Origin of the sequence: Kitasatospora sp. NPDC017646 (genome assembly GCF_044329365.1) — a bacterium.
Lineage (GTDB): Bacteria > Actinomycetota > Actinomycetes > Streptomycetales > Streptomycetaceae > Kitasatospora.
Genome location: NZ_JBIRJC010000072.1, coordinates 1 through 21,084 on the forward strand (window position 1 = coordinate 1; position 21,084 = coordinate 21,084).

Here is a 21,084-nt window from a genome sequence, read left to right on the forward strand (position 1 = left end):
CGGCCCACGCTCGCCCACCGGCAGGAACGGTTCCACCAACTCCCACTCGGCATCGCTTAGATCACCACGCGTCACCCGCGACTTCTACCAGGCCACGGCCGTCCCGGGCAGGAGAATCAACAAACCCATGATCTGAACTCGGAACAGGCCCTAACACTGCCGCCCGAAGGCTTGGAAACAGGCATTCAGCCTCCACCACAGAGGTGCGATCCATGAGCAGCCCCCAAGGGGGCCACTGCGGCGGCGTCGCCTGCGACGCCCGGCACGACCTGCCGGAGCGGTGGGACGAGGTGCAGCGCCGCAGGAGCAACCGGGAGCGGTGCCTCAGCAAGGGCCCGGCCCGGCCTGCGGCCGCGGCGCCGTTCGTCGGCCGCCAGGACCCGGACGAGCTGGCCGCCGACGCCTACAGGGACGACTACACCGGCCCCCGGATGGACTGTTGACCCCTGAGCGGGAAGGCGTGACGAAGGCGCCGGCCGGGACAGTTCGCTGTCCCGGCCGGCGCCTTCGTGGTGGGTAGTCAGCTGTCGGCGGCCGGGGTGGCCAGGCCGCCGGGCCCCAGCGGGCGGCGGGTGCCGGGGACAGCCCGCGGGGCCGGAGCCTCTACGGGTTCGAGGAAGGGGGCCCGCTCCACCGCGGTGAGCCGTGCCGCGGGGGACGCCTGGACGGCGGCCGGGTCGGCGGGGGACTCGGAGAAGGGACGCCACAGAGGACGCCGCTCGGAGTTCGTCATGATCGCCAGTCTGGCAGTCAAAGGGGTGACCGGTGGGAGTCCCTGAACCCCCGAAGGGTCCACAGGGAAGAAGTCGGCGGACTCACACCCCCCTTGACCACCAGCACTGACCTGCGGTGTTTCCCAGCGGGGCACCAGCGGGCGAGGCAAGTCGTAGGGCCACTCGTACGGCAAGGCGTGAGGCAATTCGTAGGGCACCTCGTACGGCAAGCTGTAGAGCAACCCGGCCGGCGGGACACCGGCAGGGTTCACCAGTACCCCGGGCGCCTCGAACTGGCTGACAGCGCCACCGGCTGGGCGGATCTTCGGATCGTAAAGGTCCGGCCGGTCCACCGCCGTGCGCAGGTTGTCCGGCACCAACCGCCGCGATCCTCGCGGGCGCCCCGGTGCGGGCTGCGGAGTCGCACCTGGAGTTGATCACCGCCCCCACCCTGGTCGTCCACGGCCACCGGGACCACCCGGAGATCGCCGCGATCGCCCACCGGCTCGCCGCCGACATTCCCGGCGCCCACGGCCACCTCGTCCCAGACGCCGACCACTACCTCCCGCTGCGCACCCCCGATCGGCTCACCGACCTGCTCCTCGCCCACCTCTCCTGACCGCCCCCGCCCCCACCCCCACCGACCTGGACACGGTGGGCTTTCAGTACGACCAGAATGGGTCGTCGTACCGGGGGATGATGTCAAGGTTGCCGTTGGCCAGGGTCGGCTCGGGTATGTAGGTGCCGAAGGGGTCACGGTCGCGGATGACCGGGATGGGGCCGACGGCCGCCTGGAAGGTGACGTTGCCGGCAGCACCGAAGAGCACGCATACGCCGTACCCGGCACCGGTGGTGGCGAACATGGCCGGCTGCCTGGGGTTGACAGAGGTGATCGTGTACCCGCGGGCCTCCCAGCCGCGTTCGGTGATGCCTAGCAGTGCGCCGTGTTTGGTTGGGGCGATCTTGGTCATGACGTAGCGGTCTCGGGTCGCAATGGCGTAGCCCAGGGATCGGTCGTCGGGGCCTGCGGTCTGCTCGACGGAGCGCGGCCAGCCATCCCAGTAACGCAGGCGGGGACGGATCGCGGCCATCGTCCCGTCGAGGAGCGCGTCGAGTACCTGGACAGCCTGTTCGGGGGTCATACGGAGCCTTTGGAGAAAGGTGGGGAGCAGGGCTTCGGAGGGGACAACCGACGGTCCGGCAGGCCGGGGCAGGCCCGCCGTGCGGCGGGCCTGCCCCGGGGGCGGGTTAGCGGAGCTGCTGGGCGATCAGTTCGACCAGAACGGGTCGTCGTATTTGGGAATGATGTCGAGGTTGCCGTTGGCCATGACGGGGTCGGGCGTGGGAGTGCCGAACGGATCGCGGTCGCGGATGACGGGAATATGGGAGACGGCCGCGCTGATGTCGATGTTGCCGAACTCGTAGATGGTGATGGTGACGCTGTTGCCGTCCGGGGTTCGGGCGGTCAAGGAAGGCAGGGTGGAGCCGGCGGGGGTGGCGACCGTGTAGCCCTTGGCCTTCCAGCCCTGCTCGACCATGCCTAGCAGGGTGGGGTACTTGGCCGCGGCGATCTTGGTCATGACGTAGCGGTTTCGGGTGGCGGTGGCGTAGCCCAGGGAGTGATCGTCGATCCCGCCGCTCTGTTCGGTGGAGTGAGGCCAGGCGTCCCAGTACTGCGGGCGGGGCCGGACCTGGGCGAGCGAGTCGTCGAGGAGGGAGTTGAGGCGGAGCAGGGCCTGCTCGGGTGGCACCAATGAGGTGGAGGGCGAGGGACTGACAACGTCGCGGACGGCGCTGCAGGCCGTCAGGGCGAACGCGAGCGCCACAGGCGCGGTGACTGCGGCCAGGCGCCGTGGCAGCGGGTTGCTCGGAAATGCGATCATCGCTGGTCCTGCCTGGTGACGTGGTTGTACCTGCCGGCCACGATCTGGCCGATGTTGTTGGACGAGATCGCGTTGTCGTTCGGGCCAGCCTTCAGGTCGGGTTTCTCCATGTAGTTGGAGTGGGACTCCTGGGGCAGTCCGAACGGGACGGCGAAGCGGTTGGCGCCGAACTCCTTGCTGGCCGGGTCCTGGCCGAACCAGAGCTGGTTGGGCTGGCCACCGGCGGCCGTGTAAAGGTCGCTGCCGAGACCTCCAAGGACGGGGTCCAGGGCGCCCATGGCGGCACGGGGCGCGGACGGCAGATGGCTGACGGGGTCGCTCTCCGCGTCGCCGACCCACACGTGACTGGGGTCGATGTTCAGTTGCGAGGCCTTCTGCGCGCCGGTGCCAGGGGAACCGACGAGGACAATGTCGTCGGCACCGGTGCCGCCGGGCATCTGCGCGCCCATGCCCACCGTGGTGGAGCCGTAGCTGTGGGCCAGGGCGACCAGGTGTGCGGGCGGCCCGTCGTGGGTGGCGCGCAGGCCCGCCATGAACTTGTCGTAGGCGGCGCCGCCCTTGACGGCGCGGTCGGTGTCCGTCACGTCCAGCGTCCGGGTGTCACCGTCGGCGAGCTTGTCCAGACCCGGCGGTGGATCGTAGCCGAGCCAGACCATGGAAGCGGCCGAGGCAGTGGGGTCGGCGTTCTGCGTTGCCTGCCATACGTTCCGGGCACGGTCGCCGTCCTTGTTGGCGACGTCGGAAAGCTTGGTGCCCAGCCCGGGCACGTACGCGCTGACGTTCTTCGCGGTGTCCGGGTTGCCGTAGGACAGGATGCCGCGGCCCTGCCCCTCCTCGCTGACGCCGAGCAGGAAGATCGGCGGCTTCTGGTCCCCGTACCCCTTCAGCTTGGCATCGATCGCGCGGAAGCCGTCCAGCTTCTGCTTCTCGTCGTCCGTCAAGTTGGGCTTGTGCGCGTAGACGTCGAGCAGGTGGGTCAGCTGGAGGCGGTTGGCCTGGTTCCGGGCTTCCGCCGGAATGCCGTCGCGCATTCCGAGCAGGTCCGGAAACGTCTGGATGAAGCGCTGCTGCTCGTCCGGGGGCAGGCTCTTCCACCAGGCGTTGACCTCGGTGGCCGGCGTACCGGCGGGCGGAAACCCGGCTGACATCAGGTCGACACCCTGCTGGGTGACGGCCTTCAGGTCGGCAGCGGCCTTGTCGGTCTCCAGCCCGGAGCCGTTGCGAGCGCGTTCGGTCAGGGCGTCCAAGAGCGCTGCGACCTTCTGGTCGGCGTTGTCGGCCTCGGTGACGGCGCCGGATATCCGGTTCGCAAGCGCTTTCGCCTGTTCGGGGATGTTGTAACCCGGGTCGTTCTGCTCAGCCTTGGATGGCGCGGGCCAGGTCACCGTCCCGCTGTCGGCGACGGTCAGTCCCAGGTTCTGAGCGTCCTGCAGTGCCTCCTTCAGCTTGAGCTGGGCCAGCAGCAAGCTGTCGTAAGCCTCGCGCAGCAGCCCGGAAACCGCCGACATCTCAGTGTGCGCCGCGTTCAGGCGCTCGCTGGTGCGTTGCAGGGAAGCATTGGCAGCACCGGCGGCGTTACCGACCCAGCTCGCGCTGTAAATGTGCCGGACGACCTCGTGATGCATCGTCTGGACGTGCTTGTTGAAGTTGACGGAGAGGGTGTCGTACGCGGTGGCCGCCGGCACGAGGCCGGACAGGTTGATGTCGCGTAGCTGAGCGAGAGTGACCATCAGCTCCCCGCCTGCGGAGAGCCGCCTGCGCCGTAGGGGGCGAGGCTGACGGCGCTGCTCTTGTCAGCGTTGCGATAGTCGGTCGCCGTCTGACTCAGCTTGATGCTGACATTGTCGATCTCCGTGGCCAGGCTCTTCAGGCACTCCTCCCACGCGGCCGTGCAACTCTTCAGCGACGCTCCGACCCGCCAGCCCGACATAGCGGCGACCACCGTGTCCGAGGGCTCGTGAATGACCTTGAGCTCATTCGGCATCGCCTCGCCGGTGTCCTTCGCCGCCTTGGCAGCCGTGTCCAAGTCTGCCGGGTCGACCCCAAAGGACGGCCCGGCCGATGACGTGGACGGCGGGATGGCATAAGGCCCGCCCGAGCCTGCGTACGCGTTCATGGATGTCCGTCCCCCCTGCCAGCCGACCCACGCCGCGCTCACGAACCGCTTCGGCCGCGAGGGGCGCTTCGTGCGTACCACTCGCACACGTGACCGTTTATTCGCGCACGGTGAATCTAGCAGACTTGGCTCGTCCATGAGGCCGTCCGGGATGACCACAACTCCCGGACCTGGCTGCTAAGGCCTGTCTGACAAATGATCACCTGGCCGGTTCGCGGAGCCAGAGGATCAGCGAGGCCAGGACGAATCCGGCGCGGTAGCGGTCGGCGAGCTTGTCGAACCCGGTCGCGATCGCACGGAACTGCTTGAGGCGGGCGAAGCATCGTTCGACCACGTTGCGGTCGCGGTAGATCTCCTTGTCGAAGACGGGCGGTCGGCCGCCGAGACGCCGTCGGCGTCGGCGGTTGCCGGCCTGGTCGCGGCGTTCGGGGATCGTGACGGCGATGCCCCGGCGCCGCAGCAGGTGGCGGATCGCCCGGCTGGAATAGGCCTTGTCGCCCAGCACCCGCAACGGCGTCGTGCGCGGTCGACCCGGGCCCGAACGCGGGACGCGGATCCCGTCGAGGACCTGGCCGAACGCGGTGGCGTCGTTGACGTTGCCCGGGGTGAGCACGATCGACAGCGGCAGGCCCCGGCCGTCGACGGCGAGATGGACCTTGGTGGTCAGCCCTCCCCGGGATCGGCCCAGGGCCTGGCGCGTCTGCGAGCGGCCCGGATCTTCCAGTTCGTCCCTGTCTGCGGCCCCCTTTTGCGGGCACCCGCGGCATGCTGGTGGGCCCGGTTGACCGTGGAGTCGACGGCGATGGTCCACTCCACCCGACCCACCGCGTCTTCACGGACCTGAATGTGTTCGAGCAGCCGCCCCAACGTGCCGTCCGCCTCCCAGCGGGCGAACCGCTCGTAGACCGTCTGCCACGGCCCATACCGCTCAGGGAGATCACGCCACGGCGCCCCGGTCCGCAGCCGCCACAACACACCGTTGATCACTTGCCGGTGATCACGCCACGGACGACCGGGTCCGTCCACCTGCGGCAACAGGGGCTCTATCCGCTCCCACGCCGCGTCCGTCAGCTCTCCTCGACCTGCCACAAGATCAATTATCAGACAGGCCTTAAGGCCCGCGAACACGCTGCCCGACTGTGTGATCTTCGGAGTCTCAGAGCGAACAACATGCGCCATTGTCGAAGACGAGGGCAGCTGCGGTCATCTGATTCCAGGGCTCGGACAGGCTGAGGGCTCAGAGCGCCCTTCCGCTCCCGGGCTAAGAAGCCGCCCTGCCGTGCTGCACTTCTAAGCTGGTCGAGCGCCCCGGGGTGGGCGGCGAGTTCGGCGTATCCGACCTCGCCGATGAAGGCGGCCGCGTCGTTGCAGTGGACGAGCCAGTGCGGGTCCTGCCAGGCGTGGAAGCCCGGGGTGCGGCGGGTGACGTGCTCCAGGGTCTCCTCGCTGACGCCGTCGAGTCCGTATGAGTCGGTGAAGTCACCTTCGAATCGTTCGGCGGCGCTGCCGTCGGCGATGCACCAGGGGCAGAATCGCCCGCTGACGTCCTGGGCCGTGTAGAAGGTCGCGGTGTAGATCCAGCCCGTGGCGCGCTCGCCGGCGCCTGGTGTTCTTCAGCGACCTGACCCTGTGGCTGGACGGGCACGGCAGCGACTGGGGACAGCGAGGCACCGATTGGGAGGGCGGCCTGCGCCAGCTGGAGGACGCCCCCTCGCCCGCGCTCTACCTGACCCTCAGCCAGTACCACCACGCGATCCTGGCCGACTCCAGCCGCCAGGGGATGAAGCTGTACTTCGGCGACGGCACGGTCGAGCAGGTCACCCCCGAGGTCCGGGAGAAGGCCCGCGCGTTCATGCAGCAGACCCTGGAGCGGGACTGGCCCGGCTACATCGGCGGCCTGATCGCCGACGGGAAGCTCCGCACCGCCTGACCGCGCACCTGGCCCGAGGCGGCAGGCTCCCCTTGGGCCCGCCTCGGCCGGTGCGTGCCGCACGGCTGCGCCCGCGCGCTCTTGACGGTAAGTCAGCCGAACGGAACGGTGGAGCGCAAGGATCCGCAACCGGCTTGGCACAAGGAGCGGTCATGGCACTACGGTTCAGGGGCATCGACCCGGACACGCCCAACGGCGGCTCTCCGACCGTGTGGTTGGAGGACGAGAAGGCGGAGATCGTCATCCAGGGCTGGCTGCCCGAGATGGAGATGTACCGCGTGATCAGCGAGACCGAGTGGGTGGAGGGCCACCCCATCGGCGTCCCGGACCACGAGGGCGTCGTCCGGATCCCGGTCCGGATGATCCCGTTTCTGCGGAAGGTGTGCGATGAAGCCGAGCGTGCCGGACTTTGGCGCCCTGCTGAGGAGCGCTGAGCGCTCCGCCTGCCACCTGGAGATGCGCGACTCCTACATGGACGACCCCGTCTTCGCCGACTGGCGCGCCGGCCTTCCGGTCGACCGACCCGAGGCGTACGACCTGCCGCAGGAGTACACCGCCTGGGCCGCCTTGGTGCGGGAGACGGTCGGCCGCGGCGTGGTGATGCGCCGGGCCCGGATCGTTTCGGAGCCGGTAACCGCCTACATCCGGTGGGAGCACGCGATCACCGAGCGGCACAACGTCGCGCTCGGCGAGCAGGTCCGTTGGCTGCCCCGGTCGAAGGCCTCCGACCTCGCGCTGCCGGGCAATGACCTGTGGCTGGTGGACGAGCGCCTGGTCCTCTTCCACTGGTTCACCGGTGACGGCGAGTGGGCCGGCCACGAGACCACCGAGGACCCGGCCGTGGTGAAGATGGTGACCGGCGCCTTCGAGGCGGTCTGGGAACGGGCCGTCCCGCACGCCCACTACACCGTCTGACCAATCCGTCCACCACCCGCCGGGCAGCCAGCACCATGTCGTCGTCCCCCTCGTCCAGCGTCAGCGAGGCCCGCAAGGCGCTCGCCAACCGCCTGGTCGGCCTGCGCAAGGACGCAGGCCTGACCGGCGACGAGCTGTCTGCCCGCTGCGGGTGGCACCCGGCCAAGACCTCCCGGATCCAGAGCGGCAAGTCCGCCCCCTCCGAGGACGACCTACGCGCCTGGTGCACCGCCTGCGGCGCCGACGACCAGGTCCCCGACCTCATCGCCGCCGCCCGCGCCGTCGACTCCATGTACACCGAGTGGCGCCGCATGGAACGCACCGGGCTGCGCGCCGCCCAGGAGTCGGTCGCCGCCCTCTACCGCCGCACCGGCCACTTCCGCGTCTACGCCAGCCGTGTCATGCCGGGCATGGTGCAGACCCCCGAGTACACCACCGCCGTGCTGCGCTCGATCCAGCGCGCCCGCGTCGAAGTCGCCGACGTCGCCGACGCCGTGGAAGCCCGACTGGAGCGCCAGCGGATGCTGTTCTCCGGCCGGCACCGCTTCGGCCTGCTCATCGAGGAGTGGGTGCTGCGCGCTGCGGTGTGCGACCCGGAGACGATGGCGGCCCAGCTCGGCCACCTACTCGCCGTCTCGGCCAGCCCGTTCGTCAGCGTCGGCGTCATCCCGACCCGGCCCGACCGCCCGCACCTGCCGGTCGAGGACTTCTACCTGTTCGACGAGGCCGAGGTGGCTGTCGAGCTGACCTCCGGCTACCTGCGGATCACCCAGCCACGCGAGATCGCCGACTACGTACGCACTTTCACCGACCTGGCGTCCATGGCCGTCCACGGAGCCATCGCCCGTCAGCTGATCACATCGGCAATAGCCACGCTCGGGTGACCTCGCGCAAGAAGGCGCAACCTCGTTGAGGGCCCGGCCTCGCACTCCCTACCGTCGAACCGTCGCCCGCCGTGATGGACCGGACACCCGGCCCCGGCGGGCGAGCCGGAGCCGCTGCGCCCGCCCGCCCCCGTCGGGTGGGCGCAGCCGTCACCGCCGACGAGAGAGCGGAGAACCGCCGTGGCCGCGCACCGCATACCCCGCCCATCGGCCACGGCCGTGCTTGGGCAGCGTCGGCGCGTGCGATGGCCCCGGTGACCACGACCATCGAGACCCCGACGCTTCCCCCGGCTGCCGACTCCGCCAGGGCGCTGCTGCCGTACGAGCCGCAGTCCGCATCGGCGGCCCGGCGCCTGGTGCGCACCACGCTGCGCGCGTGGGGGCGGGACGACCTGGTCGAGGTCGGCGAACTCATCGTCAGCGAGCTGGCGGGCAACGCGGCGAAGACCGGCTGCCGACGGAAGATGACGGTCACGGGCGAGCGCATCACCGAGCGGTGCGTGCGGATCAGCGTCCGCGACGGCTCCCGCAGCCTGCCCTGCTTGATCGACTCCGGCTACCCCTGCGCCGAGCTGGTCACCGCCGCCGCAGGCGAGGGCATCACCATGATCACACCGCTGCTGGCCGACCACTCCGCGCAGGCCCGGGCCGCCGAAGGCTTCGACAAGAGCGCCTTCCGCATCGACTGGACAGCTCGTCAGGTCCGCTGCCCTGAAAGCCGTACCAGCACCGGCTGGTATCCCGTCCAGCAGCACGGCCACGACGCCATCGTGATCGAGTTCGCCCGAGCTGACTGCAGCCCCTGCCCTTCCCGCCGCAAGTGCACCACCGCCGCGCGCGGCAACCGCATGCTCACCCTGCGACCCCGCGAGCTGCACGAGACTGTCGCCGCCGCCCGCGCCGAGCAGAAGACCGACACCTGGCAGGCCAAGTACGCCCTCCGCGCCGGGATCGAGGGCACGATCAACCAGGCCCTCGACGCCACCGGGTTGCGCCGGGCCCGCTACCGCGGCCTGCCCAAGGTCAGCCTGCAACACGCCTACTCCGCCACCGCGATCAACGTCATCCGGCTCGACGCCCACTGGACCGACCAGGCCCGACGCCCGCGGACCAGCCGACTCACACGACTCGCTCACCAACTCGCAGCTTGATCACCAACCCGAATTAAGCAACAGAGTCGTGCTACCGCGCGCTGCGGTCTTCTTGCCAGCCTTAGCGGTGCTGCTGACGTTCTTCACGCCGCCGCCGGCCTTGGGGTGCTGCTCCCGGGCGTCGGCGAGTGCGGATTCCAGGACGGCCATGAGGTCGGTGACGGTGCCGCCGGGCGGTAGCACGCGGGACTTGGGGGCGTGGGGCGGCTCGATGCCGGCGAGCCGGGCCCGGACGACTTCCTCCAGGGCGTGGTTGTACTGGTCCGCCTCGTCCTCGATGTGGAAGTCGGCGGTGATGGCGTCCATCAGGGTGCGGGCGAGCCGGACCTCCTCGGGGCGCAGCGCAATGCCTTCGGGAGCGATGCCGGCCGGGGAGCGGATCTCATCGGGCCACAGGAGGCTGTGGAGCAGCAGGGTGTCGTCGCGCACCCGGATCACCGCCAGCGACTCGCGGGTGCGCAGGGCCACTCTGGCGACGGCGACCTGGCCGGCCTCTGCCATCGCCTGGCGCAGCAGTGCGTACGGGCGGGCGGCAGCCTGTCGGGCTCGAAAAGTCATTGCTGCAGGTGACAGGGGTGGTATGGCCTGGGCTGGCACGATGTTCGCGTGATCGTTTCGATGCTGTACAAGGTGGCACGCAAGCTGCTCTCCATCCCTGAGGTGCTGCTTCGCCGCGACACAGCCAAGGACGCGGAACTGCTCGTGCTCAGGCACGAGAACACGGTGCTGCGTCGCCACCTCGCCGGCCCGGTCCGCTATGACCCGGAGGATCGGTTCTGGTTGGCGGCGCTGTCCAGCCTGATACCCCGTCACCGCTGGCGGGCGGTCTTCCCGGTCAGGCCCGGCACGTTGCTGGCCTGGCATCGCCGGCTCATCGAGGCGAAGTGGGACTACACCACACGGCGCACCCGCACTGGGCGGCCGCCGACCAGAGCGGCGCTCAAGAACCTCGTGCTACGCCTGGCTCGGGACAATGCGGGGTGGGGGCACAGGCGGATCCAGGGTGAGCTCGCTCGCCTCGGGCACCCGGTCGCCGCGTCCACGGTGTGGGGAATCCTCAACGCGGCGGGCATCGACCCAGCTCCGCGACGTACCGGCCCGACCTGGCGCGAGTTCCTCACGGCCCAGGCCGAGGGCATCATCGCCGTCGACTTCTTCCATCTCGATACGGTGCTCGGCAGGCGCCTGTACGCACTGGCGTTCCTCGAGCACGGTACCCGTCGCCTGCACATCGCCGGCGTCACCGCCCACCCCACCCGGGAGTGGGCGGTGCAGCAGGCCCGAAACACAGCCACCAACCTCGGCAGGCGCATGGACTCCCTGCGCTTCCTGCTGCGTGACCGGGACGGCAAGTACGGGCAGTCGTTCGATGCCGTCTTCGAGGCCGAGGAGATGGAGATCCTGAAGAGCGCGCCCCAGGCTCCCCGGATGAACGCCCACTGCGAGCGAGTGATCGGCAGTATCCGCCGTGAGGCCCTGGACCACGTCCTCATCATGAACGAGGCCCACGCCCGGCAGGTCCTGGCCGCCTACCAGCGGCACTACAACGAGCACCGCCACCGTGCCCGCAACCAGATACCACCCGGCGCCGATCAGCAGCCAACCATCGCTCACGGCCTCGAAAGCCGCAGAATCGTGCGTACCCGCGTCCTCGGCGGCGTCATCAATGAGTACCGGTACGCAGCTTGACCAGCAGCGACGACTTTCCGAGCCCCACAGGTCCCGCTCATGGCGGACAGCCCCGGGATGGCCACGAGCCTGCGCTGGACCTTCGCCGTGATGGCCGCCGTCTCCCTCGCCACGATCCGCCAGGACGTCGCAGCCCAGGTCAACGAGGTCTTCGCCCGCGCCGTCCCCTGGGAGAAGTAACGCACCTGGGCGGGCTCGCGCAGCGCCTGGACGGCCTCGAATCCGTGATGGGGCACGGGGCCGCCGTTGCTCGCGGTGCCGAGGCAGAGAACGGATGCGTGCTGTTCGTGCCTTTCAGGGGTTCCGCAGGCCGTTGGCCACCCGGAGGAGCTCGGAGGGCGAGAGCGCCGCGTGGTGCGGGTCGATGCTGACCACGGTGAAGGTGCTGACGCCGTCGGACCAGGTGAGGGCGCGTTCGGAATCCGTGTCGCACACGAGGGATGCGCTGTGGCCGTTGACGGACATCGGTGGACCGGCATGGGTGCCCGGTGCCGGGTCGTGGGTGCCGGCTGCGGGGAGGTTTTGGGTGATGCTCAGCGCGGGTTTGCCGACGGTCGCGTAGTAGCGGGTCCAGGAGGGCACGGTGTCGCTGCGGTTGTACGGATTGGGAGTCCAGGGTCCGGCCACGGAGCCGAAGACCTGTGGGACGTCCGATATCGCGGTGAAGCCCGGGGGGAGGTAGCCGACGTCGGCGAGCCGGGCGGCGGGGAACGGGACGAAGGGCTTTCCCGTGTTGGCCTCCGACAGCTGTCTGGTCCCCAGAGGGGCGCGGAGTGTGAGACTGACCAGACGGCCGGCTGAGGGGCACTCGTGGGTCTGGTCCACGGTGCGCCCGGTCTTCAGATCCGCGGCGACCGTCTGCGGCGTCTCGCGCGCAAACAGCCGCGGTTCGGCCTCCTGGCACGGTGCCCACATGACCGGTGTTGTGAGGGTGCGGCCGTCGGTGCTGAGGAGCACCTGGCTGAACAGCCCCGCGTCAGCTCTGGGCTCGCGGTCCGCATAGCGCACCACTGCGGACAGAGCAGCCAGGGCGACGACGGCGCCCACGACGAGGAGGGCCTTGCGGTGCCCCGGTGATGGCATTCGACCACTCCACGTTCGACGGCACGGCCTGTCCTGTTCGACCCGATGTCACCACAGTTCCAGCGCTTTCGCGGTGGCCCGCCCTCCGGCGAGCGACCGTGACACTGTTGGGCATTGGGCGCGTCGGAGGATAGTACACACGTCCCCGTGGAGCGCCCGGCGCAGGTGTGCCGGGGCGGGGGGAAGGCGTTCGGTGCCGCGGTCGACCGTCCCCCGTGGACGTGGCGCCCGATAGTGTGCACGCCCGCCCGGGATCCCCTTCTTCCCGGCCCTGCCACGACAGTACCGCACCCGCCTTCGACCCGGCCCGGCGAAGCGGGCCCCACCGCACCCGCCGTCACCTTCCATACCGCCCACCGCTCCGCACGGCCCGCCGACGTGCCCGCGATCTCCACCACGGCCCAGGCGGCTCCTCGAGGTCCGGGTACTACCGGCCGGCTGGGCGACCGGGGCGGCCCGCGCCCTGACGGGCGAGGGCGGCGGTCCACTGCGGGAACTGCGTGATCGGTACGCAGGACGCGGCGGCGGCCTCGGGGCGCACTGCTGCGGCGGGGAGGAACGCGACGCGGCAGTGGCGGCACAACCAGGTCTCCCGCCACACCCGTGGGGCCGAGGGGAAGTCCCACAAGCAAGCGGTCCTCGCCCTCGCCAGGCGCCGCCTCGACGTCCTCTGGGCCCTCATACGCGACCACCGCACGTTTACTGTCGAGCCACCCCAGCACGACCTCGCTACGGCATAGCCCGCTCACCAAGCGTCACCGACGCTCTTGACAAACCGATTGGGAATCAGGAACGTCCTCTGGCAGCCGAACGCGGGGCGGAGAGTCCGGTCAGCCGTAGAGCGGTTGGGCGACTGAGACAGTGACCCGGTCGCCGAAGCGGCCGCGCAGGTCTGCCTGGGCGCTGGCCAGATTTCCGCTGACGCCGACCTCCACCACGCCGCGGGTGAAGCTCACCGCCGATCCGTCGCCCACACTGACGATGCTGTAGTCGCTCGTGTGCCCTATCAGTGCCGCGACCCGGTTGCGGGTGGCGGCCAGCTCGCTGATCGAGCGCGGCGCGTCGCGCAGGTCCACGCGCACGCCCAGACCCAGGTGGGCGAGGGCGGCGTCGAAGCCGCCACCGCCCGGCTTCCGGTAGACGATGACGCCACCGCCCGGAACGTCCACCATCAGGCCAGTGAAGACATCCTGGTAGGAGCCGCCGAGGTGTGAGACCGCATCTGCGGCCGTGTCCAGCTGCTGCTGATCCGGTCGGCCCGAGCTCGGCGGAGGCGCTCCGCGACGACGTCGGCGATCCACTCCGCGCCGTCCGCGCTGATGTGCGTCAGCCGGTGGGCGCGCTCGGCACCCAGGGCGTCGAAGAAGGAGCGGAGCACGTCCTTGCCGTGGCCGTCGGCCATCCACACCACGTGCCGGGTGTCGTGGTCGACGACGACGGTCATGTACTTCTGCCCCTTGCGGTAGGAGATCTCGTCGACGCCGATCCGCCGCAGACCGGCGAGGCGGTCGATCCCGGCGTCGGCATCGCGCTGGTAGCGGGTCAGGATCGCGCCGACGGTGCGCCAGGCGATCCGCATCAGCTGCGAGGTCGCGGACTTGGAGCACTCGGTGGCCAGCCAGGCGACCTGCCGGTCGAACTCGTAGGCGTGTCCGGCGTCGTGTCGGGCCCAGGGCACCGCGGCCACCACCACCCCGTGGCGCGGGCAGCACACGCGCGGAGCCTCGGCCTCCAGGAACAGCGGCAACCCGGCCGCGTCCAAGTGTCGCCACCGCCGCCGGCCGGCCCCGGCGTCGAAGCGGGGACAGCGGCCGCGGCAGATCCCGCAGCGGCGACGCGCCCGTGACCTCGGACGCACCGCGACCACCATGACCTGCGCTTCCTCGTCGAACCAGGCGTCTTCCGGCACCGCCTGCTCGCATCCGACCAACCGCTTCAATACCGTGGTGAACCGCACGCCGCTTCTCCTGCGCGCTCGATCTCGGGCCTCAACACCTCAAGATCCGCACAGGGAGCGGCGTGCACTGCGTCAGGCTCTCCGAAGCGACCCACAGATGGAGCAGAAGAGCCACTTTTCGGGTGCCTGGTACCCCCGGCCGGCGGAGCGGTTATGCCGCCTGCGGCCGGGGAGCCAGGCGGGGTCGTGATCGTCCGGCAGAAGAGGATCGACAAGGCGCGTAGCGACGGGAAGCTGACCGAGCAGCAGACCGCACTCCTGGACGCGCTCACCCGCCACGCCGAGACCGTGACGGCCTGACCCGTCCCGCTTCCCGCCACCCGCAGTTTCCTGGAGGAGACGAGTGACCACCACCCAAGAGCCGAAGGTGTCCTGGTACGCGCAGTGGTCGTGTTCATGCGGCGACGCGGGCGATACGCACGTCGACGACGGCACCACGGTCGATGCCGACCACGACTGCGACCAGGACGCCGGACCCGAGATCGGCTGGGACGGCCGCGCCGAGTGTGGTGCCTGCGGCTGGTCCCTGGAGACGCAGTTCGCCGACGGCGACTACGTCGATGCCGACCACGACTGCGCCACCGACCAGTAGCAGCACCGCCACACAGGAGGCCCGCAACCCGGCCACCGAAACCCTCACCGGCAACCGAAACCCGCGAGCGAAGGCGACCCACCGTGAACGAAGACCGGCACGACGACCGCTTCCCTCTCGTGTTCTACCGGCACGACGGCGGCGAGCTCATGATGCCCGCCAGCCACGTGACCGCCCTGCTGCGCCACATCGCCGAGACCTTCCGGCTGTGGCGGGTACGCGGCCAGGTGCGGATGGACCTGGAGACCACCGTCCGGCTGTACGACGCGCTGGTGCGCTACGCCGCCGACCTCGACGCGGGCCTTGCCGACGCGTACAGCCAGGCCGCGGATCCGGCGACGGACCGGGCACGGGCGGACGAACTCGCCCAGTACCTGGCCGAGGTCACCGACGCCTACCTCGCGGCCGACGAGCCCGCCGCCCCGTCCACCACCGGCTGATGACCCCGATTCCCGTCTCCGACTCCCGGAGGCCTCGCGCGATGACCGACATCACCCGCCCCGACCCGAACCCCGCCGCGCCCGAGCACCTGGAGCTGGCCCCGCGCCGCAGCCGGCCCGCGCCCGTGGACCGGGACCTGGGCCGGGCAATCCTTGACTCGCCGCTGGTGCGCGGCTCGATGTGGCTGCGATGGAGTGGCCACGACGGTATCCGCACCCTGCACCACGGCGCCGGCCTCGCCCGCGGCTGGACCGAGCGAGACGTCGACGGCCTGGACGGCTGGGTGGCCCTGGTCGACGGGCGGGTCGTTCACCGGAGCGGCCCGGACGGCCCGCCGGAGCCTGTCGTGCACGCCGAGGCGTGGGAGGCCGGCGCGACGCTGCACACCGCCCTCGCCCAGCACCCCGCCTGCCCCGACCACACCCCCGACGAGTACGACCCCGACAGCCAGGAGCAGGCGCTGCTCGGCGACGTCCCCCACCGGGTCCGCCGCCAGGCCGCCGGGATGACCCTGGAGAACATCCAGCACGCCCTGGAACAGGCCCAGTTCGAGGAAGGCTGCGCCGACCGGCACGCCGACGCCGGCCACGAGAGCGCCTACACCACCGCGGCCACCATCCGTGCCGAGTGGCAGCGCGTCCACGACCACACCACCACCACCGCGCCGAACGCTACGACCCCGACCACGACACCGCCCTGCAGCACGCGCTGCGCCGCGAGCACCACCGCCAGGACGTGGCCGACCGGGCCCCGAAGCCGCCCACCGCGCCCGCCAGACCACCGACGCCGCCCACCGCCGCCTCGCCGGCACCGCAGCCCAGCCCCTCTACACCGCCCTCGAACGCGCCGGCCTCCACACCCTCACCGACGACGACCACCAAGCCGTCCGCGACCTCACCCGCACCCTCGACCCCGCCACGCTGCGCCAGGTCGTGAGCTGGCTAGAGCGCACCCGCACCGCCGCCGTTGCGCTGCGCGGCCCTGGGCAGGAGCGGCCCGGGCGGCCCGTCGTACGGCGCAGCACGTTCTGACGGACCGGGCCCGCCCAGAGGTGTTGACCTTGATCTTCGGCGGGCGTTGGATAGGCGCTCCCGGGCCGGGGCCCCACACCCGGCCCGCAGCACGGGAAGGAACCGGTGCCCTGTGTCGACGGTGGCCGTGAGGGCATCCTGGAGTGTTCGCACGCCTGCGAGCATGGGCGGGGGCGCCTCCCACCCCGCGTGTCTCTCCGCTCTACCCGCCGTGGGCCGTCGTCTTGCCCGCCACTGCGGCGGCCGTGCGGATGAAGGCGGCCAGGGCTGGGGAGGTGGCGTGCTCGGGCCAGGCGAGGAGGAGAGTGGTGGGCTCGGCATCATCGACTGGGACAGCGACCAGGTCGTCGCGGAGCTGGTCGCGGATGGAGGAGGGGAGGACGGCGACCATGCGGCGCAAGGCGATGAGGTGGAGAAGCTGCCCAAGGTCGTGGATTTCGGGTCCGTGTGATTTACCCTCAGATGCGCCCGGCCAGCGCGGCAGGGGCTCCCCGGCGAGGTCGTTCAGGCAGACCCGGGTACGGCCCGCGAGGCGATGCGAACTCGGCATCACGAGAAGTTGAGTCTCGGTCAGGAGGTCCTGGGTGTCCAGGCCGGTGAGGTCGTGGTGGGGGCGGTGAAGCAGGGCGGCGTCGGCACGGCCCTCCCGCAGGAGGATCTCACGCTCGCCGAAGCTGCACACCAGCTCGACCGGCAGCGCACCCGGCTCAGTCTGATAGGCGTCGAGGATCGCGGGCAGCAGGCCACCGTCGCCGCCCGGCTTGATGACCAGGACCAGACGCGGGTCGCCGCGGCCGGCCCGCCGGGTGCGGCGCGCCGCGGCCGACGCGGCGTCGAGCACCGTACGGCTCTCGCGGAGCAGGACGGCCCCCGCCTCGGTCAGTGCGACCCGGCGACCGCCACGTTCCAACAGGGCCACGCCCAGCCGTCGTTCGAGCTGCTGAATGGCGCGGGAGAGAGGCGGTTGGGTCATCCCCAGCCGGGCGGCCGCCCGACCGAAGTGCAGTTCCTCGGCGACAGCGGTGAAGTAGACGAGCTCGCGGACCTCCAGACTTTCCATACCCGCACGGTATCGCTGCTTACCTGATCGGTGTTGGAACTCCCGGCCGCCCCCGTGGTGGGCTGAACGCATGACAGAAACCACGACTGCCCTGGTCACCGGTGCCAACAAGGGCATCGGGCGCGAGGTCGCAGCCCGGCTCGCCTCGCTCGGCACGAACGTCCTGCTGGCCTCGCGCGACCCGCACCGCGGTGCGGCAGCCGCAGCCGACCTGGGCCCGCGGGTGTACCCGGTCACCCTGGACGTCACCGACCGCGCCAGCGTCCTATCCGCCGCCCGCTGGATCGAGGAGCGCTTTGGCCGGCTGGACATCCTGGTCAACAACGCCGGCATCTCTGGCGACCTCGCCGCCCAGAGCCCTGGCAGTGTCGAACTGTCCGCTGTACGCGAGGTGTTCGAGACCAACGTGTTCGGCGTGATCAGCGTGACCACCACGATGCTGCCGCTGCTCGCCCGCTCCCCCGCCGCCCGGATCGTCAATGTCAGCAGTGGACTGGGCTCCATCGCCCGGATGACCGATCCCGACGACTACTTCACAACCCGGCCCCCGTTGGCCGCGTACGTCCCGTCCAAGACCGCACTCAACTCGCTGACCGTGCAGTACGCCAAGGAACTGCGCAGCCGCAACATCCTGGTCAACGCCGCCGATCCGGGGCCGTGTGCGACCGACCTCACCACCGCGTTCCCCGGCCTCACCCGCACCGCGGCCGACGGCGCGGCCGTGGTCGTCCGGCTCGCCACGCTGCCCGATGACGGGCCGACCGGCGGCTTCTTCGACGAGCACGGCCCGGTCCCCTGGTGAGCTGCCAGTCAGGGAACCGAGGGACGGGGTGGTCGGGGTCAGCCCGGACGGGATGGGCGAGCCGGAGACCGCGCCCGCGCCCGACGGGCCGCAGCGCCCGGGTTACCCGCCGGACCGCCCCGGCAACAGCCGACGGAAGGGTAGCGGACCGTCAGGCAGCCTTGGCCCGGGTACTCGGTCCAGGTGCGGATGGGTGAGTCGGGGGCGAAGCTGGTCTTCGGCTCGGCGCGGGCATTTCGCCAGCGCACGTAGGCGCCGATGGCGGCGTTCCGTTCGCCATGGCTGCGGTGGTCGGTGCCGTTGAGGACCAAGTAGCGCAGGGCGGCGAACTCGGACTCGATCCAGTTCAGCCACGATCCGTAGGTCGGCAGGAAGACCAGCTCGATGTCGTTCGGAGCCGGCGCCGTACACGGACATGAAGTCCGTGTAGTCCCGCGGGAGCCGCGTGCCCCACCGCGCTTCCGCCGCCGCCCAGTCGATCTCCTCGTCAGTGCCAAGATCTGGAGGAAGGATCTTGGCCAGCGCAGTGATGCCTGACGGGTCTTCCATGGCAATCCCTTCGATCAGGTCGCCGAGGAGCGTACGAGATTGCACTGACAACGAGGATATGACCGTTTCAGGACGGCATGAGGCGCCCGTCTGGCCGCCCGGCCGCCCCTCCGCTGCCTCCTGGGGCGTGACCTGTTCGCAGATGGGCTGGTTTTTTTCGGGTGTTTTAGGGGTTTTAGCCGAGCTTGGTTGGACCAGTGTCGGGCCGGGCCTGGGGTGGCCGCGCCCCTGTTTTGGTCGAGGTGGTGGGGCTGGAAGGGCCAGGATCCGGGGGAACGGGTTGGAAGGCTTCGGGAGGGGTGTCCCTGGGGGACGGCTATGCGCTTCTGAGTGTCGTCGAGAACCTCTACTGGTTCGCGAGTGCGACGGCCCGGCGGAGGTCTTGGACATAGCGCAGCGGCTGCTCCCAGGCCGCGAAGTGACCGCCGTCCTGGTGCTCGACGAACTCGTGCACGTTGACGAACCGGGACACGAAGCTGCGAGGTGCGGGCTTGGTGTCGTGGGCGAAGGCGCTCACGACGGTCGGCGTCGCCACGTACGGTACCGGGGGCGCGAGTTCGGAGTACGGCGCGAACGACGTTCCGATCGTGTTCGTGAACCAGTAGGCGCTGGTCCAGGTGAGCAGGTCGTCCTCCTCGAAGGGGGTGTGGGACCAGCTGTGCAGCTTCTCGACGATCCAGGCCGCCAGCCCTGCCGGTGAATCCGCCAGTGCCGGTGCGAGGGTGTGCGGTTTGGTGGACTGCTCGGCGATGTACCCCCCTTCGGCGCGCTGCCACGCTGCTGCGGTGTCGAGGTAGGCGAGCTCCTCGGCGCCCAGGGACGACCGGTCGGCGAAGACCGCGTGGAGGGGCGAGATGTTCGTCAGGTGCAGGGCCGTGACCCGGTCCGGGTGCATCGCGGCGAGTTGTTCGGCGACGTCCGCGCCGACATCGCCGCCGGAGACGACGTACCGGTGGTATCCGAGCGCGTCGACCGCGTCGGCCACCAGCGACGCCATCGTGGCGGTCGTCGTCCCGGGTCGCGCCGGCCCGTTCGAGAAGGGGTAGCCCGGGAGGGCGGGGACGACGACGTTCAGGTCCGTGAGCAGGGGGAGCAGCCGCTCGAAGCGGAGCGCCGAGTCGGGCCAGCCGTGCAGCAGGACCACCGCGGGGGCGTCGGCACCGGCGCGCTGGTGCACGAGGTGGAGTGTCCGGTCACCGCGGCCGGCGCGGGCCCACGGCAGGGAGAGGATGCGGGCCTCGTGGGTCCGCCAGTCGTAACGCTCGCGCCAGGAGTCGAGCAGGTGGGCGAGGAAGTCCGCGTCCATGCCCCGCTCCCAGCCAGCCCCGCTGGCGAGGGGCGGCCTTCGAGTCGCGGCCAGGCGCCGGTGCAGGTCCTCCAGCTCGGACTCGGTCACGGGGGTGAATGGAAGAGGCATGTGTACAACCATACACATGATGTGTATCGCGGTACACATGCTCGGGTCGCCGATATCCTGACGGAATGGAAACCGCGACGCCCCAGCCCAAAGACGCTTCGCGGACCCGTGAACGGATCCTCGGGGCCGCACGGCGCGAGTTCGCCCGCGCCGGGTTCGCTCGCGCGACGGTCCGCGCCATCGCCACCGCCGCCCAGGTCTCTCCGAACCTGATCACCCGCTACTTCGGTGGCAAGGACGGCCTCTTCGTTGCCGCCACCGAAGTCCACCTCGCCCTCGACCGCATGTTCGACGGCCCGCGGCACTCCCTGGGACGGCGGATGGCCCACGGCATCGTCGACCGGTGGACCGGCATGGAAGGCGAGGACCCGCTCCTCGTCCTGCTGCGCGCCGCCGGCGAACGTGGCGAGGCAGCCGAGGCGCTGGCGACGTTCCTCGACCGGGAATCACTTGAGCCCTTGCGCCGACAACTGCTCGGCTACGGGATGACGGAGGAGGAAGCCCTCGCCCGCGCCCGAGCGATCGACGCCTTCATCCTCGGCATCTCCGCCCGCCTGCGGGTGCTGCGTGACGACCTCGGCGACAGCGCGGCACTGGAACACTGGATCGCCGGCACCATCCAACGGCTCGTCGACGCACCCTAGAGCCGCCCGCCCCGCCCGCGTCATCGCCCCGTTGCCCCGTCGCTACGCCCCCGCCGCCGAGCGTGCGGGGCACGCTCGGCGGCCCCGTACACATGGCCGCAGGCGTCCCGGCCCGGCTCCCAGAGTCGACCGTCACCGGGCGCACAGCTGCTCCAGGGCCGCGCGGCTCTCCTCGTCCGCGGCGCGGTAGACCAGCAGGCGCAGTTCCGGGTCCTGGAGCGGCAGCA

The 21,084-nt window shown here is 70.5% G+C and carries 25 protein-coding genes and 3 pseudogenes; 15 read left to right on the plus strand and 13 right to left on the minus strand.

The window, feature by feature from the left end:
* The first annotated feature begins 212 nt into the window (after window positions 1–212).
* On the plus strand, window positions 213–443 hold the full coding sequence (locus tag ACH4J0_RS40790) for a hypothetical protein (protein ID WP_396246263.1): 231 nt from the start codon (window positions 213–215) through the stop codon (window positions 441–443).
* Between the two features lie 77 nt (window positions 444–520).
* Here ACH4J0_RS40790 and ACH4J0_RS40795 read toward each other — a convergent pair whose 3' ends face one another.
* Window positions 521–733: a hypothetical protein gene (locus ACH4J0_RS40795; RefSeq protein WP_396246264.1), complete on the minus strand. Its 213-nt coding sequence runs from the start codon at window positions 731–733 to the stop codon at window positions 521–523.
* A gap of 386 nt (window positions 734–1,119) precedes the next feature.
* Here ACH4J0_RS40795 and ACH4J0_RS40800 point away from each other — a divergent pair, with 386 nt between their 5' ends.
* Window positions 1,120–1,332: an alpha/beta fold hydrolase gene (locus ACH4J0_RS40800; protein WP_396246265.1), complete on the plus strand. Its 213-nt coding sequence runs from the start codon at window positions 1,120–1,122 to the stop codon at window positions 1,330–1,332.
* Between the two features lie 43 nt (window positions 1,333–1,375).
* Here ACH4J0_RS40800 and ACH4J0_RS40805 read toward each other — a convergent pair whose 3' ends face one another.
* The 6 genes and pseudogenes from ACH4J0_RS40805 to ACH4J0_RS40830 all read right to left on the minus strand — a co-directional run.
* Window positions 1,376–1,855 carry a hypothetical protein gene (locus ACH4J0_RS40805; RefSeq protein WP_396246266.1) on the minus strand — a complete coding sequence of 160 codons (480 nt, stop codon included), beginning with the start codon at window positions 1,853–1,855 and terminating at the stop codon, window positions 1,376–1,378.
* A gap of 126 nt (window positions 1,856–1,981) precedes the next feature.
* A complete protein-coding gene (locus tag ACH4J0_RS40810) occupies window positions 1,982–2,596 on the minus strand; it encodes a hypothetical protein (RefSeq protein WP_396246267.1) in 615 nt (204 codons plus the stop codon).
* On the minus strand, window positions 2,593–4,281 hold the full coding sequence (locus tag ACH4J0_RS40815) for an alpha/beta hydrolase (RefSeq protein ID WP_396246268.1): 1,689 nt from the start codon (window positions 4,279–4,281) through the stop codon (window positions 2,593–2,595). The genes ACH4J0_RS40810 and ACH4J0_RS40815 overlap by 4 nt, the downstream gene beginning before the upstream one ends.
* 44 nt (window positions 4,282–4,325) lie before the next feature.
* Window positions 4,326–4,712 (minus strand): hypothetical protein, encoded by a 387-nt coding sequence (locus ACH4J0_RS40820; protein WP_396246269.1) that lies wholly within the window; start codon window positions 4,710–4,712, stop codon window positions 4,326–4,328.
* 177 nt (window positions 4,713–4,889) lie between these two features.
* A pseudogene (locus ACH4J0_RS40825) lies at window positions 4,890–5,801 on the minus strand (IS5 family transposase).
* Window positions 5,802–5,812: 11 nt separating this feature from the next.
* Window positions 5,813–6,295: pseudogene (locus ACH4J0_RS40830) on the minus strand (CbrC family protein); the annotation flags it as partial.
* 23 nt (window positions 6,296–6,318) lie between these two features.
* On the opposite strand from ACH4J0_RS40830, the gene ACH4J0_RS40835 reads away from it, so the two are divergent.
* The 5 genes from ACH4J0_RS40835 to ACH4J0_RS40855 all read left to right on the plus strand — a co-directional run bounded on the left by ACH4J0_RS40835 (window position 6,319) and on the right by ACH4J0_RS40855 (window position 9,592).
* Entirely contained in the window at window positions 6,319–6,642 is a 324-nt protein-coding gene (locus tag ACH4J0_RS40835; RefSeq protein ID WP_396246270.1) for a hypothetical protein, read from the plus strand.
* 152 nt (window positions 6,643–6,794) lie between these two features.
* Window positions 6,795–7,076 (plus strand): hypothetical protein, encoded by a 282-nt coding sequence (locus ACH4J0_RS40840; protein WP_230055446.1) that lies wholly within the window; start codon window positions 6,795–6,797, stop codon window positions 7,074–7,076.
* A complete protein-coding gene (locus tag ACH4J0_RS40845; protein WP_396246271.1) occupies window positions 7,030–7,557 on the plus strand; it encodes a DUF6879 family protein in 528 nt (175 codons plus the stop codon). The genes ACH4J0_RS40840 and ACH4J0_RS40845 overlap by 47 nt, the downstream gene beginning before the upstream one ends.
* Before the next feature lie 35 nt (window positions 7,558–7,592).
* Window positions 7,593–8,441 carry a helix-turn-helix domain-containing protein gene (locus tag ACH4J0_RS40850; protein WP_396246272.1) on the plus strand — a complete coding sequence of 283 codons (849 nt, stop codon included), beginning with the start codon at window positions 7,593–7,595 and terminating at the stop codon, window positions 8,439–8,441.
* A 254-nt stretch (window positions 8,442–8,695) separates the two neighbouring features.
* Window positions 8,696–9,592, plus strand: a complete 897-nt coding sequence (locus tag ACH4J0_RS40855; RefSeq protein WP_396246273.1) for a transposase — start codon at window positions 8,696–8,698, stop codon at window positions 9,590–9,592.
* Here ACH4J0_RS40855 and ACH4J0_RS40860 read toward each other — a convergent pair whose 3' ends face one another.
* Window positions 9,593–10,150 (minus strand): Ku protein, encoded by a 558-nt coding sequence (locus ACH4J0_RS40860; RefSeq protein WP_396246274.1) that lies wholly within the window; start codon window positions 10,148–10,150, stop codon window positions 9,593–9,595.
* A 48-nt stretch (window positions 10,151–10,198) separates the two neighbouring features.
* Here ACH4J0_RS40860 and ACH4J0_RS40865 point away from each other — a divergent pair, with 48 nt between their 5' ends.
* Both ACH4J0_RS40865 and ACH4J0_RS40870 read left to right on the plus strand, forming a co-directional pair.
* Window positions 10,199–11,281 carry an integrase core domain-containing protein gene (locus ACH4J0_RS40865; RefSeq protein WP_396246275.1) on the plus strand — a complete coding sequence of 361 codons (1,083 nt, stop codon included), beginning with the start codon at window positions 10,199–10,201 and terminating at the stop codon, window positions 11,279–11,281.
* Window positions 11,282–11,320: 39 nt separating this feature from the next.
* Entirely contained in the window at window positions 11,321–11,461 is a 141-nt protein-coding gene (locus ACH4J0_RS40870; protein ID WP_396246276.1) for a hypothetical protein, read from the plus strand.
* Between the two features lie 114 nt (window positions 11,462–11,575).
* On the opposite strand, the gene ACH4J0_RS40875 is transcribed toward ACH4J0_RS40870, so the two are convergent.
* Entirely contained in the window at window positions 11,576–12,364 is a 789-nt protein-coding gene (locus ACH4J0_RS40875) for a hypothetical protein (protein ID WP_396246277.1), read from the minus strand.
* A 611-nt stretch (window positions 12,365–12,975) separates the two neighbouring features.
* On the opposite strand from ACH4J0_RS40875, the pseudogene ACH4J0_RS40880 reads away from it, so the two are divergent.
* Window positions 12,976–13,104: pseudogene (locus tag ACH4J0_RS40880) on the plus strand (IS110 family transposase); the annotation flags it as partial.
* 90 nt (window positions 13,105–13,194) lie between these two features.
* Here the strand turns inward: ACH4J0_RS40880 and ACH4J0_RS40885 are convergent.
* Window positions 13,195–13,536 carry a hypothetical protein gene (locus tag ACH4J0_RS40885; protein ID WP_396246278.1) on the minus strand — a complete coding sequence of 114 codons (342 nt, stop codon included), beginning with the start codon at window positions 13,534–13,536 and terminating at the stop codon, window positions 13,195–13,197.
* The gene (locus tag ACH4J0_RS40890; RefSeq protein ID WP_396246279.1) at window positions 13,536–14,321 is read right to left on the minus strand and encodes a transposase; all 786 of its coding nucleotides are present in this window, start codon (window positions 14,319–14,321) and stop codon (window positions 13,536–13,538) included. The genes ACH4J0_RS40885 and ACH4J0_RS40890 overlap by 1 nt, the downstream gene beginning before the upstream one ends.
* 343 nt (window positions 14,322–14,664) lie before the next feature.
* Here ACH4J0_RS40890 and ACH4J0_RS40895 point away from each other — a divergent pair, with 343 nt between their 5' ends.
* The 3 genes from ACH4J0_RS40895 (at window position 14,665) to ACH4J0_RS40905 (ending at window position 16,290) form a co-directional block, all read left to right on the plus strand.
* A complete protein-coding gene (locus ACH4J0_RS40895) occupies window positions 14,665–14,913 on the plus strand; it encodes a hypothetical protein (protein ID WP_396246280.1) in 249 nt (82 codons plus the stop codon).
* An 83-nt stretch (window positions 14,914–14,996) separates the two neighbouring features.
* Window positions 14,997–15,353, plus strand: a complete 357-nt coding sequence (locus ACH4J0_RS40900) for a hypothetical protein (protein WP_396246281.1) — start codon at window positions 14,997–14,999, stop codon at window positions 15,351–15,353.
* A gap of 628 nt (window positions 15,354–15,981) precedes the next feature.
* On the plus strand, window positions 15,982–16,290 hold the full coding sequence (locus ACH4J0_RS40905; protein ID WP_396246282.1) for a hypothetical protein: 309 nt from the start codon (window positions 15,982–15,984) through the stop codon (window positions 16,288–16,290).
* A gap of 297 nt (window positions 16,291–16,587) precedes the next feature.
* On the opposite strand, the gene ACH4J0_RS40910 is transcribed toward ACH4J0_RS40905, so the two are convergent.
* Window positions 16,588–17,445, minus strand: coding sequence for a LysR family transcriptional regulator (locus ACH4J0_RS40910; protein ID WP_396246283.1), 858 nt, complete (start codon window positions 17,443–17,445; stop codon window positions 16,588–16,590).
* 70 nt (window positions 17,446–17,515) lie between these two features.
* Between ACH4J0_RS40910 and ACH4J0_RS40915 the strand changes: the two genes are divergently transcribed.
* Window positions 17,516–18,247, plus strand: coding sequence for an SDR family oxidoreductase (locus tag ACH4J0_RS40915; protein WP_396246284.1), 732 nt, complete (start codon window positions 17,516–17,518; stop codon window positions 18,245–18,247).
* An 895-nt stretch (window positions 18,248–19,142) separates the two neighbouring features.
* Here ACH4J0_RS40915 and ACH4J0_RS40920 read toward each other — a convergent pair.
* Complete coding sequence (locus tag ACH4J0_RS40920; RefSeq protein ID WP_396246285.1) at window positions 19,143–20,213, minus strand: epoxide hydrolase family protein; 1,071 nt, start codon at window positions 20,211–20,213, stop codon at window positions 19,143–19,145.
* Window positions 20,214–20,278: 65 nt separating this feature from the next.
* On the opposite strand from ACH4J0_RS40920, the gene ACH4J0_RS40925 reads away from it, so the two are divergent.
* A complete protein-coding gene (locus tag ACH4J0_RS40925; protein WP_030558118.1) occupies window positions 20,279–20,857 on the plus strand; it encodes a TetR/AcrR family transcriptional regulator in 579 nt (192 codons plus the stop codon).
* The last annotated feature ends 227 nt before the right edge of the window (window positions 20,858–21,084 follow it).